Source organism: Xanthomonas sp. (assembly GCF_017163755.1).
Taxonomy (GTDB): domain Bacteria; phylum Pseudomonadota; class Gammaproteobacteria; order Xanthomonadales; family Xanthomonadaceae; genus Xanthomonas_A.
Genome location: NZ_JAFIWC010000021.1, coordinates 12,495 through 27,959, shown reverse-complemented (window position 1 = coordinate 27,959; position 15,465 = coordinate 12,495). Strand labels below are relative to the sequence as shown.

15 protein-coding genes are annotated in these 15,465 nt (G+C 68.1%); 10 read left to right on the top strand and 5 right to left on the bottom strand.

All coding sequences use genetic code 11. The features are described 5' to 3' along the window. Positions 1-5 precede the first annotated feature (5 nt). Positions 6-413: a DoxX family protein gene (locus JR065_RS14610; RefSeq protein ID WP_343237275.1), complete on the bottom strand. Its 408-nt coding sequence runs from the start codon at positions 411-413 to the stop codon at positions 6-8. Positions 414-511: 98 nt separating this feature from the next. Between JR065_RS14610 and JR065_RS14605 the strand changes: the two genes are divergently transcribed. From JR065_RS14605 to JR065_RS14590, 4 genes are all read left to right on the top strand, one after another. After that, a complete protein-coding gene (locus JR065_RS14605; protein ID WP_241093640.1) occupies positions 512-904 on the top strand; it encodes a winged helix-turn-helix transcriptional regulator in 393 nt (130 codons plus the stop codon). 102 nt (positions 905-1,006) lie between these two features. Continuing rightward, positions 1,007-1,414, top strand: coding sequence for an ester cyclase (locus tag JR065_RS14600; RefSeq protein ID WP_206235003.1), 408 nt, complete (start codon positions 1,007-1,009; stop codon positions 1,412-1,414). 405 nt (positions 1,415-1,819) lie between these two features. Next, positions 1,820-3,346: an ATPase domain-containing protein gene (locus JR065_RS14595; RefSeq protein ID WP_206235002.1), complete on the top strand. Its 1,527-nt coding sequence runs from the start codon at positions 1,820-1,822 to the stop codon at positions 3,344-3,346. Next, positions 3,333-5,036 carry a response regulator gene (locus JR065_RS14590; protein ID WP_206235001.1) on the top strand — a complete coding sequence of 568 codons (1,704 nt, stop codon included), beginning with the start codon at positions 3,333-3,335 and terminating at the stop codon, positions 5,034-5,036. The genes JR065_RS14595 and JR065_RS14590 overlap by 14 nt, the downstream gene beginning before the upstream one ends. A 229-nt stretch (positions 5,037-5,265) precedes the next feature. On the opposite strand, the gene JR065_RS14585 is transcribed toward JR065_RS14590, so the two are convergent. Continuing rightward, positions 5,266-6,618 carry an Nramp family divalent metal transporter gene (locus tag JR065_RS14585; protein ID WP_277420155.1) on the bottom strand — a complete coding sequence of 451 codons (1,353 nt, stop codon included), beginning with the start codon at positions 6,616-6,618 and terminating at the stop codon, positions 5,266-5,268. Positions 6,619-6,768: 150 nt separating this feature from the next. Here JR065_RS14585 and mntR point away from each other — a divergent pair, with 150 nt between their 5' ends. The 3 genes from mntR (at position 6,769) to orn (ending at position 8,467) form a co-directional block, all read left to right on the top strand. Then, a complete protein-coding gene (gene mntR / locus JR065_RS14580; protein ID WP_206235000.1) occupies positions 6,769-7,236 on the top strand; it encodes a manganese-binding transcriptional regulator MntR in 468 nt (155 codons plus the stop codon). Next, positions 7,233-7,736, top strand: coding sequence for a tRNA adenosine(34) deaminase TadA (gene tadA, locus JR065_RS14575; protein ID WP_206234999.1), 504 nt, complete (start codon positions 7,233-7,235; stop codon positions 7,734-7,736). Before mntR ends, tadA begins: the two co-directional genes overlap by 4 nt. A gap of 155 nt (positions 7,737-7,891) precedes the next feature. Beyond that, positions 7,892-8,467: an oligoribonuclease gene (gene orn / locus JR065_RS14570; protein WP_206234998.1), complete on the top strand. Its 576-nt coding sequence runs from the start codon at positions 7,892-7,894 to the stop codon at positions 8,465-8,467. Positions 8,468-8,503: 36 nt separating this feature from the next. On the opposite strand, the gene JR065_RS14565 is transcribed toward orn, so the two are convergent. Both JR065_RS14565 and ppsA read right to left on the bottom strand, forming a co-directional pair. Beyond that, positions 8,504-9,433: a mechanosensitive ion channel family protein gene (locus JR065_RS14565; protein ID WP_206234997.1), complete on the bottom strand. Its 930-nt coding sequence runs from the start codon at positions 9,431-9,433 to the stop codon at positions 8,504-8,506. Positions 9,434-9,530: 97 nt separating this feature from the next. Further along, positions 9,531-11,909 carry a phosphoenolpyruvate synthase gene (gene ppsA / locus JR065_RS14560; RefSeq protein ID WP_206234996.1) on the bottom strand — a complete coding sequence of 793 codons (2,379 nt, stop codon included), beginning with the start codon at positions 11,907-11,909 and terminating at the stop codon, positions 9,531-9,533. Between the two features lie 146 nt (positions 11,910-12,055). Between ppsA and ppsR the strand changes: the two genes are divergently transcribed. From ppsR to JR065_RS14545, 3 genes are all read left to right on the top strand, one after another. Continuing rightward, complete coding sequence (gene ppsR / locus JR065_RS14555) at positions 12,056-12,877, top strand: posphoenolpyruvate synthetase regulatory kinase/phosphorylase PpsR (RefSeq protein ID WP_206234994.1); 822 nt, start codon at positions 12,056-12,058, stop codon at positions 12,875-12,877. Between the two features lie 97 nt (positions 12,878-12,974). Next, a complete protein-coding gene (locus JR065_RS14550; protein ID WP_206234993.1) occupies positions 12,975-13,472 on the top strand; it encodes a DUF1249 domain-containing protein in 498 nt (165 codons plus the stop codon). 61 nt (positions 13,473-13,533) lie between these two features. Continuing rightward, positions 13,534-14,022, top strand: a complete 489-nt coding sequence (locus tag JR065_RS14545) for an NUDIX hydrolase (RefSeq protein ID WP_206234992.1) — start codon at positions 13,534-13,536, stop codon at positions 14,020-14,022. Between the two features lie 553 nt (positions 14,023-14,575). On the opposite strand, the gene JR065_RS14540 is transcribed toward JR065_RS14545, so the two are convergent. Then, positions 14,576-15,334, bottom strand: coding sequence for a 3-hydroxybutyrate dehydrogenase (locus JR065_RS14540; RefSeq protein WP_206234990.1), 759 nt, complete (start codon positions 15,332-15,334; stop codon positions 14,576-14,578). Positions 15,335-15,465: the final 131 nt, after the last annotated feature.

The following is a 15,465-nucleotide window of genomic DNA, read 5'->3' as shown; positions in this document are numbered from 1 at the left end:
TCCAGTCAGTCGAGGGTCGTGTGGTGCTGCGTCGCGTCGGGCGCATACGGCGACGGCACGTCGCGGGCGGCGTTCTGGGTCGCGAACGACACGATCGCAAGCGCCAGCCCCAACGCAGCCGGCACGGCGCCGCCGGGCTTGCGAACGCCGAGGTGCGCGAACGCGGACAGCAGCAGGTGATAGAAGACGCCGGCGTAGGCGAGATCGCTCACCGCCACGCTGAAGCGCGACGCGACGGCGGCCACGGCCAGCAGCTTGGCGGCGGTGAGGATCGGCACGAGATAGCCGGGATAGCCGAGATCGGCCAAGGCCTGGCGGACCCAGCCCCTCCTGGCGATGTACAGGGTTGCCGACGCGAGGTAGAGCAGGCACAGCAGCGCCGTGCTTGTCCAATACAGATAATTGGCGGTCACGATGTTTTCCGATTGATTGAACGTCGTTGCGTCGACGTGCAGTCAGAATGTCGCCTACTATCGAAGGCATCAAGCAGGATGAAAACGTGGCGCCTAGTATGGAAAAGCAGACCGATGGCGGCGGAGAAGCCAACATGCACGAGGAGATGCGCCGCGCGTTCGCATTGTTGTCGGGCAAGTGGAAACTCGAAATCATGTGGCTGCTCAATCAGCGGATCTACCGGTTCGGCGAGTTGCGCAAGGCGATTCCCGGCATCACCCAGCACATGCTGACGGCGCAGCTTCGCGAGCTGGAAAGCGATGGCCTGGTGTCGCGCACCGTGTTCGCGGAAGTGCCTCCGCGTGTGGAATACGGGATCACGCAGAAGGCCCTTGGGCTTGGGCCGGTGCTGGAGGCGCTCACGGCATGGTGGAACGAGTACGGACAAAGCGTGCCGCCGAGGCCGGGCTCCGGGCGCAAGCCCAACACGGCCACGCCAAAGCCGAAGTGACGACGGCGCCGCGCGCAGGTGGCACAGCTACCATTGCACTTGCGGCCGGGCCTGCCTCTGCCGTGACCATGCAGACGACATCTGGATGCGAGGGCTCTTGCGATGCGCGAAAGCGAACTGGTTTCCGTCTACCGTCGCTACATCGATTGCCTCAACGACCGGAACCTGGACCGGCTTGGCGAGTTCGTCGACCAGGACGTCGAATACAACGGCGATCGGATCGGCTTGATGGGCTATCGCGCGATGCTGGAAGGCAACTACCGGGACATACCGGACCTGCGCTTTGCCATACAGCTGGTCGTGGCAGGCGCATCCTCCGTCGCGGCGCGCCTGAACTTCGATTGCACCCCCGCTGGCCGTTTCCTCGGGTTGGATGTCGGCGGCCGGCGCGTGGCCTTCAGCGAGAACGTCTTCTATGAATATCGCGACGGAAGGATCCGGCAGGTGTGGTCGGTGATCGACAAGGTCGCGATACAGGCCCAGCTGCGGGGCGCCGGGGCGCAGGCCTAGTCGGCAGCGCGAGCGTGCGGCTGCGAGGCGCTTGCTTGTGGGCCAGGCGCAGGGCAGGGCGCGCGTATCAGGTGGATGGCTGCTCGTAGGCTATCGCTAAGGCAGCCGGAATCGCCGGCTGGGCAGGGCAGGATGCCCGCAGTCCGCCAGCAAGCCCGGGCGCCGCGCAAGCCGCCTGGCGGCGTGTTGTCTACACAAGAAAATCACTTTCCAAAACGTAGTGTTCCCGGCGTCGACGGCACGTGCGTCGGGGCCCGGGCTGGCAGGCGGATCGGCGCCTGCACTGCCCGGTCCGGCGTCGAAGCGATTCGGACCTGCACGTCAGCCGAGGCCATTGCCGCCTCGTGGTGGTGCCGGCACGCGGACGTCGACGTGTGTTTCCCTTCGCACGACCAAAGGACGACCATGACCCCGCATCGACAGCGCGATCCCGTGACTGACGACGAGTTGCCACGCATTTCCACCGGAAGTGCCGGGTTGGACGACATCCTCGGCGGTGGCGTGGACGCCAATCGCCTGTACCTGTACGAAGGCCGCCCCGGCACCGGCAAGACCACGATCGCGCTGCAGTTCCTGCTGGAAGGCGCGCGGCAGGGCGAGCGCGTGCTCTACATCACCTTGTCCGAGACCCAGCGCGAACTGCGCCTGGTGGCGTCGCGCCATGGCTGGAGCCTGGACCAGGTCCACGTATTCGAGCTGGTGCCGCCGGAGACCGCGCTGGATCCGGAGCGCGAGCTGACCGTGTTCCATCCTGCGGAAATGGAGCTGACCGAGACCACCAAACTGATCTTCGACGAGGTCGAACGGCTCAATCCCTCCCGCGTGGTGCTGGACAGCCTGTCCGAACTGCGCCTGCTCGCGCAGAGCCCGCTGCGCTATCGCCGGCAGGTGCTGGCGCTGAAGCATTTCTTCGCCAGGCGCCAGTGCACGGTGATCCTGCTCGACGACCTGTCCTCGCAGGAAAACGATCTGCAGCTGCATTCGATCACCCATGGCGTGGTGATGCTGGAACAGCTGGCGATCGACTATGGCGCCGAACGCCGGCGCCTGCGCGTGATCAAGATGCGCGGCATCCAGTTCCGTGGCGGCTACCACGACTTCACCATCGAAAAGGGCGGGCTGGAGATCTACCCGCGCCTGGTGGCCGCCGAGTACAAGCACCACGTCATCGACGAGCACGTATCCAGCGGCAACCGCGAACTGGACGTGTTGCTGGGCGGCGGATTGGACCGCGGCACCAATGCGCTGCTGTTGGGCGCAGCCGGCGTGGGCAAGTCGTCCCTGGCACTGAGCTACGCCATCGCGGCGGCACGCCGCGGCGACCGGGTAGTGTTCTTCGCTTTCGACGAAGGCCGAGGCACGGTGGAGGCCCGCGCGCGCGGGCTGGGCCTGCCGCTCGACGATGTCCTGCAGAGCGGCGTGGTCCGGTTCCAGCAGATCGATCCGGCAGAGATGTCGCCCGGGCAGTTCGCCGCGAACGTGCGCCACAGCGTGGAAGTCGATGGCGCCAGGGTGATCGTCATCGACAGCCTCAACGGCTATCTCAACGCGATGCCGGACGAGCGTTTCCTGATCCTGCAGATGCACGAGCTGCTCAGTTACTTGGGACAGCGCGGGGTGCTGACCATCCTGGTGCTGGCGCAGCACGGGCTGGTTGGGCCGATGGATACGCCGCTTGACCTCAGCTACCTCAGCGACTCGGTGCTGATGCTGCGCTACTTCGAAGTCGGCGGTAAGGTGCGCCGCGCATTGTCGGTGGTGAAGAAGCGCAGCGGTTATCACGAAAATACGATCCGCGAGTTCCGGCTTGACAACAAGGGCGTGCATGTCGGCCCGCCCATTGAAAAGTTCAGCGGCATCTTTACCGGCACGCCGCACTACGGCGGAGACACTCTCCCGCAGATGGAAACCGAGTCCAGTGACGACGAGTGACACGGGGGGCGATCGCGTACTGGTCTTCGCCCCGATCGGCCGCGACGGGCCGGCGTCGGTCGAGTTGCTGCGCCGCGGTGGCGTGGCCGCGCAAGGGTGCGCCGACTTCGACGCGCTGATGCGCGAACTGCGCGCCGGCGCGGCGGCGGTGTTCATCGCCGAGGAGGCGCTGTTCGGCAAGGACGCCACGCCGCTGTTCGAATGGGCGCAGACGCAGCCGGCCTGGTCCGACCTGCCGTTCGTGGTGCTGACCAGCCACCAGGAACAGCCGTTCGTGGTGACCTGGCGGCGCAACCTGGTGGCCTCGTTGCGCAACGTGGCGCTGCTGGAACGGCCGGTGCAGGCGATCACCCTCACCAGCGCCATCCGCGCCGCGCTGCGCGCCCGTGCGCGGCAGTACGAAGTGCGCTCGCTGCTGCAGGCGCAGGCGCTGGCCGCGCAGGAGCTGGAGGCGCAGGTGGTCGCGCGTACCCGCGAGCTGGAACAGGCCAACCGCCATCTGCGCACGCAGATGGATGAGCGCGCGCGGATGGAGGAGACCTTGCGCCACGCGCAGAAGATCGAGGCGATCGGGCAGCTGACCGGCGGCGTCGCCCACGATTTCAACAACCTGCTGATGGTGATTTCCGGCGGCCTGGCGATGCTCGACATCCAGACCGACCCGGCGCTGCGCAAGCGGCTGATGGACGGCATGCAACAGGCCGCGCAGCGCGGCGCGGGGCTGACGCGGCAGTTGCTGGCGTTCTCGCGGCGCCAGCAGCTCAAGCCCGAGCCGATCGACCTGCCGCGGCAGATCGGCGGCATGCGCGACCTGCTGGACCGCAGCCTGCGCGGCGACGTGCACGTGGATTTCGATTTCGCCGACGACCTGTGGCCGATCGAAGTGGACCCGGGCGAGCTCGAACTGGTGGTGTTGAACCTGGCGGTCAACGCGCGCGACGCGATGCCCAACGGCGGCACCATCGTGGTGCGGGCGCAGAACGTCCCGCGGCAGGATCCGGCGGGCGCCGATTTCATCGGCCTGTCCATCATCGATACCGGCACCGGCATGCCGTCGGAGGTGAAGGCGCGTGTGTTCGAACCGTTCTACACCACCAAGGATGTGGGCAAGGGCTCGGGGCTGGGCCTGGCGCAGGTGCATGGTTTCGTGCAGCAGTCTGGCGGCTCGATCCGGATCGACAGCGAACCGGGGCAGGGCACTGCGATCCATCTGCTGCTGCCGCGCTCGTTCGGTGCACCGGTAGCGGAAGAGCGGCACCTAGTGGACTTGCAGGCCGCGCGCCGCGGCCCGGGCCAGGCGGGGCATGTGCTGCTGGTGGAGGACGACGACGAAGTGGCCGCGCTGGTTGGCGAGATGCTGCACCAGCTGGGCTACCAGGTCACCCGCGTGGCCAGTGCGGTGGCGGCGCTGGGCGCCTTGGCCAACGGGCGCGCGGTGGACGTGGTGTTCTCCGACATCATGATGCCGGGCGGCATGAATGGCGTGGAGCTGGTCCGCGAGATCCGCGCGCGCCGGCACGGATTGCCGGTGCTGCTCACCAGCGGCTACGCCGAAGCGGCCAAGTCCGCGGCCGATGCCGAAGGCGTGCAGATCCTGCCCAAGCCCTACCGCCTGGACGAACTGGCCGCCGCGCTGCAGCAGGTGCGCGCGACGGCGGGCGAACAGCAGGCCACGTCCGCCTGTTCCTGAGCGCGGCGGCGCGGCGTACACCGAGCCGGATGGCGCCGGCGGCGGCACGAGCACGTCGCATACGCTCCTGGGGAAGCCCCGGTCGCGTTGGGCGGCGGCAAGGACAGGTTCGCCGGCCGTCATGCGAATTGCTGTCGCAGGTCGCTCGGGAGTCGCACGGTCTCTACGTTTGTCTGGGCGCCGCGTTCATCCCGCGGTGGCGGTCGGCGCGCGGGGAAGACGAGCGGCCTCAGTGCAGCAGCGTGTCGGCGAGCAGCTTGAGGTTGAGCGCCACGATCAGCGCCGCGATCGCCCACGACAGCCGCACCAGCCAGCGCGGCGCCACCAGCGCGCCCATCTTGCGTTTGTCGGCGACGAAGCGCACCAGTGGAATCACCGCGAACGGCAGCTGCATCGACAGCAGCACCTGGCTCAGCACCAGCAGCCTGGCGGTGCCCTGTTCGCCGTACAGCGAGGTCACCACCACCACCGGCACGATCGCCAGGCCGCGGGTCAGCAGCCGCCGCGCCCATGCCGGGATGCGCAGGTGCAGGAAGCCCTCCATCACGATCTGCCCGGCCAGCGTGGCGGTGACCGTCGAGTTGATGCCCGAGGCCAGCAGCGCCACCGCGAACAGGGTGGAGGCCAGGCCGACGCCCAGCATCGGCGCCAGCAGCTCGTGGGCCTGCTCGATCTCCTGCACGTCGGTGCGGCCGTGCGCATGGAACACCGCCGCCGCCAGCACCAGGATCGCCGCGTTGACGAACAGCGCCAGGCTCAGCGCGATGGTGCTGTCGGCCAGCGCCCAGCGCAACGCCGAGCGGCGTCCGCGGTCGTTGCGCTCGTAGGCGCGGGTCTGCACGATCGACGAATGCAGGTACAGGTTGTGCGGCATCACCGTCGCGCCGATGATGCCGATCGCCAGGTACAGCGCGGCCGGGTTGGTCACCACTTCGGCGCGCGGGATGAAGCCGGCAAGCACCTCGCGCAGCGGCGGCGCCGCCAGCGCGATCTGCACCGCGAAGCAGGCGAAGATCACCATCAGCAGCGCGATCACGAACGCCTCCAGCGCGCGGAAGCCGCGCCGCATCAGATACAGCACCAGCAGCGCATCGACCGCGGTGATGATCGCGCCCAGGGTCAGCGGGATGCCGAACAGCAGCTTCAGCGCGATCGCGGTGCCGATCACCTCGGCCAGGTCGCAGGCCACGATCGCCGCCTCGCAGGCCAGCCATAGCAGGAAGTTGACCGGCCTGGAATAGTGTTCGCGGCAGGCCTGGGGCAGGTCGCGGCCGGTGGCGATGCCCAGTCGCGCCGCCAGCCCCTGCAGCACGATCGCCATCAGGTTCGACAGCAGGATCACCGACAGCAGCAGGTAGCCGAAATGCGAGCCGCCGGCGATGTCGGTGGCCCAGTTGCCCGGATCCATGTAGCCCACCGACACCATGTAGCCCGGCCCGAGGAAGGCCAGGAAGCGGCGCCATCCCAGGCCGCCGCCGGGCACCGCGACGCTGGCGTTCATCCGCCCGAGACTGCGCCGCGGCGGGGTCGACGCCTGCGGCCAGGCGCCGTCGGACGAGGACAAGGGCAGGGGATCGGACATGGCGGCGTACGCACAAGCGGGGTGGTTCGTACTATATAGCAATTGCTATTATGATTAGCATATGCAAATCAAATCGCAGCGATAGGCCGGTTTTCGGCCAGAATAGGCACCGGCCGGCGCGTACGCCGGCAACGGACAAGGGCGTTTGCGATGGGAAAAAGCGGAAAGTTGGCGGCGCCGGGTCCGGCGCTGCTCGACGCCGAGGTACAGGTCGAGAGCTTCCGCCAGGTGCGCGAGGCGCACCGCCTGGAACTGATCGAGGACTACGTGGAACTGATCTCCGACCTGCTCGCCGACGGCGGCGAGGCGCGCCAGGTCGACATCGCCGCGCGCCTGGGCGTGGCCCAGCCGACCGTGGCGAAGATGCTCAAGCGCCTGGTGAAGGGCGGCTGGGTGGTGCAGCGCCCCTACCGCGGCGTGTTCCTGACCCCGGAAGGCGAGGCGCTGGCCGCAGCCAGCCGCCAACGCCACCAGACCGTCGAGCAGTTCCTGCTGGCGCTGGGCGTGGACGAGGACACCGCGCGGCGCGACGCCGAAGGCATCGAACACCATGTCAGCGAAGCGACGCTGGCGGTGTTCGCCGCGTTCGTGCGCAACGCCGCCGGCGCGGCGCGATGAACGACGGCGAGCAAGCGCCGGCGACCGCGCGCGACGAGCGCTGGATGGCGCATGCGCTCGCGCTGGCCGACCGCGCCGAACGCGAGTTCGACGAGATCCCGGTCGGTGCGGTGCTGGTGTCGGCCGACGACGCGGTGCTGGGCGAGGGCTGGAACCTCAACATCGCCGAACACGACCCCACCGCCCATGCCGAGATCGTGGCGATGCGCCGGGCCGGACGCCGGCTCGGCAACCATCGCCTGGTCGGCAGCACCCTGTACGTGACCCTGGAGCCGTGCGCGATGTGCGCGATGGCGGTGGTGCATGCGCGCGTGGCGCGGCTGGTGTACGCCGCCGCCGACCCGAAGACCGGCGCCTGCGGCAGCGTGTTCGACCTGCTCGCCGACCCGCGCCACAACCACCGCGTGCAGGTGCACGGCGGGGTGCTGGCGCAACAGGCCGCGCTGCGCCTGACCAACTATTTCCGCGCCAAACGCGGCAAGCCGCTGCTCGGCGCATGAGCGCCGCCATCCCCAGGCCGGGCCGGCGCCGTGCGCCCGCAGCGGCCGCCACGGCACGCGCGCCGCACTGCAGCCGCTCCGGTACGCGGGTTATCATGGAAGGCCGATACAAGGCCCCGTGGCAGCGCAGCCGCCGCGAACAAATGGATGGTGACATGGCGGAAAACCACGTGGACAACGATCGCCTGATCTGGATCGATCTGGAGATGACCGGGCTGGACACCGACCGCGATTCGATCATCGAAATCGCCACCGTGGTTACCGACGCGCAATTGAACGTGCTGGCCGAAGGGCCGGAGTTCGCCATCGCCCATCCGCTGGAGACGCTCGAGGCGATGGACGAGTGGAACCGCAACCAGCACCGCCGCTCCGGGCTGTGGCAGCGCGTGCTCGACAGCCAGGTCAGCCTGGCCCAGGCCGAGGCGCAGACCGTGGCGTTCCTTGCGCAGTGGTCCAAGGCCGGCAGCTCGCCGATGTGCGGCAACTCGATCTGCCAGGACCGGCGCTTCCTGCACCGGCAGATGCCGCGGCTGGAGCGCTTCTTCCACTACCGCAACCTGGACGTGTCGACGCTGAAGGAACTGGCGCGGCGCTGGGCGCCGGCGATCTCCAGCGGCCTGAACAAGACTTCCTCGCACACCGCGCTCAGCGACGTGCACGACTCGATCGACGAACTGCGCTACTACCGCCCGTTCATGGGCAAGCTGTCGGGGCTGCCCGACAGCGTCTAGCCCGGTTCCGGCGTTCGTCGCCGGGGTTTGCGAACGTCACTCTTGCGCCGGCGGCGCCTTGGCGGGCGAGGGCAGCGCATTGCGCACCAGCGCATCGAGCTGCACCGGCGCGCCGTCCTTGTCGTGCAGGTACAGGTGCATGTCCTGCTGCGGGTAGGGGATGCTGACCTTGGCGCGATCGAAGCCGAGCTTGATCTGTTCCAGCAGCGTCACCTTGACCCCGAACCAGTCGCTGGCCATCACGTAGCAGCGGATGCCCAGGTTCACCGAATTGGCGCCAAGCTCGTAGACCACCACGTCCGGCGCCGGATCGGCGAGCACGCGCTTGTCGCCGTGCATGATCTCCAGCGCCACCTGGCGCGCGACCGACAGGTCGTCCTGGTAGCCGATGCCGATCACCAGCTCCACGCGCCGGGTCGGCTGCGCGGTCAGGTTGACGATCGGGCTGGCGGTGATCAGGTTGTTGGGGATGGTGAAGCTCTGCCGGTCCGGGCCGCTGAGCACGGTCTGGAAGATGCGCACCGATTCGACCGTGCCGGTCTGCCCGGCGATGGTGACCACATCGCCGACCCGGAACGGGCGCAGGGTGACCAGCATCACCCCGGAGGCGATGTTGGACAGCGAATCCTTCAGCGCCAGGCCGATCGCCAGCCCGGCCGCGCCGATCACCGCCAGCAGCGAGGCGGTATTGACCCCGACCGTGCCCAGCGCGGCGATCACCACCACGACGATGCCCACCGCATAGGCGACGTTGCGCAGGAAGCTGGTCAGCATGATGTCCACGCCGACCCGGCCCATCGCCTTGGGCAGCAGGTTGGCCAGCCACCGCGCCAGCCACATGCCGACCAGCAGCACCGCCAGCGCGGCGGCGATCTTGATGCCCCACGCGGTCAGCAGTTCGTTCCACTGGATCTTGCCGAGCAGTCCCTCCAGCCTGGTCGGGTTCAACGGTAGTGCGGTCGACATGCGGGGGGTTCTCCGGAACGGGGCGGGGCTGAAATGCGAAGCCCCGCAACGGCGGGGCTCGCAAGGCGAATCTAGCGACGCGGATATTAATCCGGCGTCATGCGCTGGCGCTCTTGAGCTTGGCCAGGCGCAGCCAGGTATCGACCACGGTGTCCGGATTCAGCGACACCGACTCGATGCCTTCCTGCATCAGCCATTCGGCCAGTTCGGGATGGTCCGACGGGCCCTGGCCGCAGATGCCGACGTACTTGCCCTTGGCGCGCGCGGCCTTGATCGCCATCGACAGCAGCTTCTTGACCGCGGCGTTGCGCTCGTCGAACAGGTGCGCGACGATCGACGAGTCGCGGTCCAGGCCGAGGGTCAGCTGGGTCAGGTCGTTGGAGCCGATCGAGAAGCCGTCGAAGATGTCCAGGAACTCGTCGGCCAGCAGCGCGTTGGACGGCAGCTCGCACATCATGATGATCTTCAGGCCGTTCTCGCCCTGCCGAAGGCCGTTGCGCTCCAGCACCTCGACCACCTTGCGGCCTTCCTCGAGCGTGCGCACGAACGGGATCATCACCCACATGTTGTCCAGGCCCATCTCGTTGCGGACCTTGAGCACCGCTCGGCATTCCAGCGCGAAGGCGTCGGAGAAGCTCGGGTCGACATAGCGGCTGGCGCCGCGGAAGCCGATCATCGGGTTCTCTTCGTGCGGCTCGTAGTTGCTGCCGCCGATCAGGTTGGCGTACTCGTTGGACTTGAAGTCCGACAGGCGCACGATCACCGGGTTCGGCGCCACCGACGCGGTCAGCGTGGCGATGCCCTCGGCCAGGCGGTTGACGTAGAAGCTGACCGGATCGGCGTAACCGGCCATCTTCTCGTCGATCTTCTTCTTGGTCGCCGCGTCCTGCTTGGCGTATTCGAGCAGCGCCTTGGGATGCACGCCGATATGCGCGGCGATGATCATCTCCAGCCGCGCCAGGCCGATGCCGGCGTTGGGCAACTGGCCGAAATCGAACGCGCGCTCGGGATTGGCGACGTTCATCATGATCTTCAGCGGCGCCGGCGGCATGTTGCCCAGGTCGGTGGTGGTGCGCTCGAACGGCAGGATGCCGGCGTAGATGTAGCCGGTGTCGCCTTCGGCGCAGCTGATCGTGACCTCGCGGCCGTCCTCGATCAGCTCCATCGCATTGCCGGTGCCGACCACCGCCGGCACGCCCAGTTCGCGGGCGATGATCGCCGCGTGGCAGGTGCGGCCGCCGCGGTTGGTGACGATCGCCGAGGCGCGCTTCATCACCGGTTCCCAGTCCGGGTCGGTCATGTCCGCGACCAGCACGTCGCCGGGCTGCACCCGGCTCATGTCGTCGAGGTTGCGCACCACGCGGGCGACGCCGGCGCCGATCTTCTGCCCGATCGCGCGGCCTTCGGCGATCACCTCGCCGCGCTTGTCCAGCGCGAAGCGTTCGATCTGGGTGGCGTGGCCGCGCGACTTCACCGTCTCCGGGCGCGCCTGCACGATGAACAGCTTGCCGCTGACGCCGTCCTTGGCCCACTCGATGTCCATCGGCCGCTGGTAGTGCTGCTCGATCACCAGCGCCTGCCTGGACAGTTCCTGCACGTCCTCGTCGCTGATCGAGAAGGTGTTGCGCAGCTCGGCCGGGGTGTCCTCGATGCGCACGCGTTCGCCGGGCGTGTCCGAATACACCATGCGGATCAGCTTGCTGCCCAGCGAGCGGCGCAGGATCGCCGGCTTGCCGGCGCGCAGCGTCGGCTTGTACACGTAGAACTCGTCGGGATTGACCGCGCCCTGTACGACCATCTCGCCCAGGCCGAAGCTGGAGGTGACGAACACCACGTCGCGGAAGCCGGACTCGGTGTCCAGGGTGAACAGCACGCCGGAGGCGCCCACGCCCGAGCGCACCATCAATTGCACGCCGGCCGACAGGAACACGTCCTCGTGCTTGAAGCCGTGGTGCACGCGGTAGGCGATGGCACGGTCGTTGTACAGGCTGGCGAAGACTTCCTTGACCTTCAGCACCACGTCGTCGGCGCCGGTCACGTTGAGGAAGGTCTCCTGCTGGCCGGCGAAGCTGGCGTCGGGCAGGTCCTCGGCGGTGGCCGAGGAGCGCACCGCGACCGCGACGTCGCCGCCGCCGTTCTCCGCGCACAGCTTGGCGTAGGCATCGCGGATCGCCTGGTCCAGGTCCGGCTGCAGCGGCGCGTCGATGACCCAGCCGCGGATTTCCTTGCCGGCCGCGGTCAGCGCGCCGACGTCCTCCACGTCTAGCGTCTCGAGCTTGTCGAAGATGCGCTGGTAGAGGTTGTTGTGGGCGACGAACGCCTTGAATGCTTCGGCGGTGGTAGCGTAACCACCGGGAACCGAGACGCCCAATCCTGCCAGGTTGCCGATCATTTCGCCGAGGGAGGAGTTCTTGCCGCCGACGCGGGCCAGGTCGGTAAGGCGCAGCTCATGCAACCAAAGGATGTTCTCGTTCAAGCGCGATGCTCCGTTGGGCCATCGCCCTAGGCGGGCTGAGTGGCCGCGTCCGTGAGGGAAGAAGCCGATATCATGCAGTGCGCACCCGAGTCGGCACAAGCTCGGCCAGGGGCGTCCGTTGGGTTTCAGCAAGGAGAATCCAGGCAATGTCGACGATCCGGCCGGTGTTCTACGTGTCCGATGGAACCGGTATCACCGCTGAAACCATTGGGCATAGCCTGCTCACCCAGTTCAGCGGTTTCAGCTTCGTCACCGACCGCATGTCGTTCGTAGACGATCCGGAAAAAGCCCGCGAGGCGGCACAGCGCATCCACGCCGCGGGCGAGCGCTACCAGGTCCGCCCGATCGTGGTGAACTCCTGCGTGGACCCGCAGCTGAGCATGCTGCTGGCCGAAAGCGGGGCGCTGATGCTGGACGTGTTCGCGCCGTTCATCGAGCCGCTGGAGCGCGAACTGAACGCGCCGCGGCATTCGCGGGTAGGGCAGGCGCACGGCATGGTCGACTTCGAGACCTACCACCGGCGCATCAACGCGATGAACTTCGCGCTGACCCACGACGACGGCATCGCGATCAACTACGACGAGGCCGACGTGATCCTGGTGGCGGTCTCGCGCGCCGGCAAGACGCCGACCTGCATCTACCTGGCGCTGCACTACGGCGTGCGCGCGGCGAACTATCCGCTGACCGAGGAGGACCTGGAGCACGACCGCCTGCCGCCGCGGTTGCGTCCCTACCGCAGCAAGCTGTTCGGGCTGACCATCGATCCGGACCGGCTGCAGCAGATCCGCCAGGAACGCCGGCCCAATTCGCGCTACGCCAACCTGGAGACCTGCCGGCGCGAAGTGGCCGCCGCCGAGACGATGTTCCGGATGGAGCGGGTGCCGACGCTGAGCACCACCAATACCTCGATCGAGGAGATCTCCAGCAAGGTGCTGGCCACGCTGGGCCTGCAACGGGAGATGTTCTGAACGGTTCGGCCTGCACCGCCGAGACCTCCACGTTAGGCCGGGTTTGCCGCCGCGTCAATGCTGCCGCGCGAGCGATGCAACGTGTAGCATCGGGGCCATGCAGCACGCCCTGACCCGCAGCGAACGCATTCCCCGGCTCAGCCGATTCGGCTGGCTGATGGCGCTCTATGCCGAGAACTACGTCCATCTGAACCGGCTGTTCGCGCCCGGCGACCTGGCCACCGGCAGCTACCTGTCCTCGATCGGCGACGGCCTGGATCTGCGCCTGGACGTGATCGAGCACCACCGCTACACGGTGGAACTGCGCCTGACCTACGACCTGTGCGACCCGGTCACCGGCGAGCCGGATCCGTCGGCCTATGTTCGGCTGTATCGCGACGCGCACCAGGCCGAGACCACGCATTGCTACGTCGGCCGCCGCTGGCAGGACGTGATGGGGCTGTACCCGCCGCCGGCGGAACTGATCAGCCACCGCATGCGCATGAACACCTTCCTGAGCAAATGGCTGGAATACCTGGCCGAGCGCGGCCATGGCGTGGCCACGCTGAAGCCGACCGCGCCGGCGGTACGCGGCGCGGTCGCCCCGGCGCTGTGACCCGCTCGGCGGCGGCGCCGATGCGGCATACTGCGCGGCCCTCGACTCGCCCTTCCGTCGCATGCCCTACACCCCGATCGTCGCCACGCTGGGCTACGTGCTGTCGCCGGACCGCTCCAGGGTCCTGCTGGTCCACCGCAACGCGCGCCCCGGCGACCACCACCTGGGCAAGTACAACGGCCTGGGCGGCAAGGTCGAAGCGGACGAGGACGTGCTGGCGGGCATGCGCCGCGAGATCCGCGAGGAGGCCGGCATCGAATGCGATGCGCTGCAGCTGCGCGGCACGATCAGCTGGCCCGGATTCGGCAAGCACGGCGAGGACTGGCTGGGCTTCCTGTTCCTGATCACCGCCTACAGCGGCGAGCCCTACGCGGACAACGCCGAGGGCACGCTGGCCTGGGTGCCGGTGGCTGAGATGGGCACGCTGCCGCTGTGGGAGGGCGACCGCCATTTCCTGCCGCTGGTGTTCGACGCCGATCCGCGCCCGTTCCACGGGGTGATGCCCTACCGCGACGGGCGCATGCTGTCGTGGGCGTACTCGCGCATCTGAGCGCAGCGTCTGCCGCGGCGGCTGGCGCCTAGTCCGAGCTCGCTTGCAGGTGCGTGGCGCGTCATGCGCGGACTTGCCTCCACCAGCGCGTCGAGTTCGTATATCCCGGCGGCCCGCGGGCCGGCGCCAGCGCATCCGCCACAGTGGGCGTACTCGCCATGCCGATGTCCATCGGCGCGAACGCAGCCGGGCCGCGCAGCGTTGCGTAGAAGCAGGCGCGCGTGGCGCCTTTCGCGATATCGCACATCGCGGACATCGCCCGGCTTGTCCACACACGATGTGGATCACGCGCGCGCAAAGCTGTGGACAAGGCGTGCAAGTGCTTGAAAACCGGATGCATCGACGCTGATTGGCGAAAATTTCGCCAACCTTCCGGGTCGAACAGAGCGGGGCACAGGCCGCGATGCTCCCGGGTTTTCCACAACGGCTGTGGATCGAACCCCGGCAAGTCTGTGGATAAGCGTGCGCGCGTGTTGCGGCGCAAGGCCTGCGCACGCTTCGACCAAATTTTCGCCAGGCGCGGTCGCGTGCCGTCCCGGCGCGTCGCGGTGGCTTACTGCGCGGTCCAGCCGCCGTCGATCGCGATGCTCTGGCCGGTGATGTTGCGTGCCGCCGGGGTGGCGAGGAAGGCGATGGTGCCGGCCAGTTCGTCGTAGTCGATGAACACGCCCTTGGGCATCGGCTTGAGCATCACCTGGTCGATCACATCGGCCTCGGAGATGCCGCGCGCGCGCGCCTGGTCGGCGATCTGCCGGTCCACCAGCGGCGTCTTGACGTAGCTCGGGCACAGCGTGTTGATGGTGATGTCGGTGTCGGCGGTCTCCAGTGCGATCACCTTGGAAAAGCCGACCAGCCCGTGCTTGGCCGCCACGTAGGCGCTCTTGTACGGGCTGGCCACCAGCGAATGGATGCTGCCGATGTTGACGATGCGGCCGAAGCCGCGTTCGCGCATGCCCGGCAGCACCGCCTGGGTCAGGCGCGCCACGCCGCCGAGCATCACCTCGACCAGCAGGTTCCACTTGGGCATCGGAAACGTCTCCAGCGGTGCCACGTGCTGCAGCCCGGCGTTGTTGACCAGCACGTCCGGCGGGCGCGAGATCGCCGCCAGCGCCGCGGCGACGCTGGCATCGCGGGTCACGTCCAGGGCGACGGCTTCGGCCGAGCCGCCGGCATCGCGCAGCCGCGCGGCGACCGCCTCGGCCGCGTCCAGGTCGAGATCGCTGACGATCAGGTGGCGGCCGGCGGCGGTCAGTTCGGCGGCGATGCCGGCGCCGATGCCGCTGGCGGCGCCGGTGACGAGGACGGTATGCATGCGGTGGCTCCTGGGGGGAAGCGCGCAGCGTAACAGCGCATAGGGCGCCGTCGCGGCGGCGCTCGCCAGCCCCGCTACGCCACGCTACCCTGTGGCGGTCGCATCCCTGCCATCCCGGACGAGCCCCATAG

What these genes read in the sequence shown, in the direction of transcription:
- JR065_RS14540 (WP_206234990.1), bottom strand. Translation starts at nt 15,334, where the DNA reads ATGCATACCGTCCTCGTCACCGGCGCCGCCAGCGGCATCGGCGCCGGC.
- JR065_RS14600 (WP_206235003.1), top strand. Translation starts at nt 1,007, where the DNA reads ATGCGCGAAAGCGAACTGGTTTCCGTCTACCGTCGCTACATCGATTGC.
- orn (WP_206234998.1), top strand. Translation starts at nt 7,892, where the DNA reads ATGGCGGAAAACCACGTGGACAACGATCGCCTGATCTGGATCGATCTG.
- JR065_RS14605 (WP_241093640.1), top strand. Translation starts at nt 512, where the DNA reads ATGGAAAAGCAGACCGATGGCGGCGGAGAAGCCAACATGCACGAGGAG.
- JR065_RS14565 (WP_206234997.1), bottom strand. Translation starts at nt 9,433, where the DNA reads ATGTCGACCGCACTACCGTTGAACCCGACCAGGCTGGAGGGACTGCTC.
- JR065_RS14545 (WP_206234992.1), top strand. Translation starts at nt 13,534, where the DNA reads ATGCCCTACACCCCGATCGTCGCCACGCTGGGCTACGTGCTGTCGCCG.
- ppsR (WP_206234994.1), top strand. Translation starts at nt 12,056, where the DNA reads ATGTCGACGATCCGGCCGGTGTTCTACGTGTCCGATGGAACCGGTATC.
- JR065_RS14550 (WP_206234993.1), top strand. Translation starts at nt 12,975, where the DNA reads ATGCAGCACGCCCTGACCCGCAGCGAACGCATTCCCCGGCTCAGCCGA.
- mntR (WP_206235000.1), top strand. Translation starts at nt 6,769, where the DNA reads ATGGGAAAAAGCGGAAAGTTGGCGGCGCCGGGTCCGGCGCTGCTCGAC.
- tadA (WP_206234999.1), top strand. Translation starts at nt 7,233, where the DNA reads ATGAACGACGGCGAGCAAGCGCCGGCGACCGCGCGCGACGAGCGCTGG.
- JR065_RS14595 (WP_206235002.1), top strand. Translation starts at nt 1,820, where the DNA reads ATGACCCCGCATCGACAGCGCGATCCCGTGACTGACGACGAGTTGCCA.
- JR065_RS14585 (WP_277420155.1), bottom strand. Translation starts at nt 6,618, where the DNA reads ATGTCCGATCCCCTGCCCTTGTCCTCGTCCGACGGCGCCTGGCCGCAG.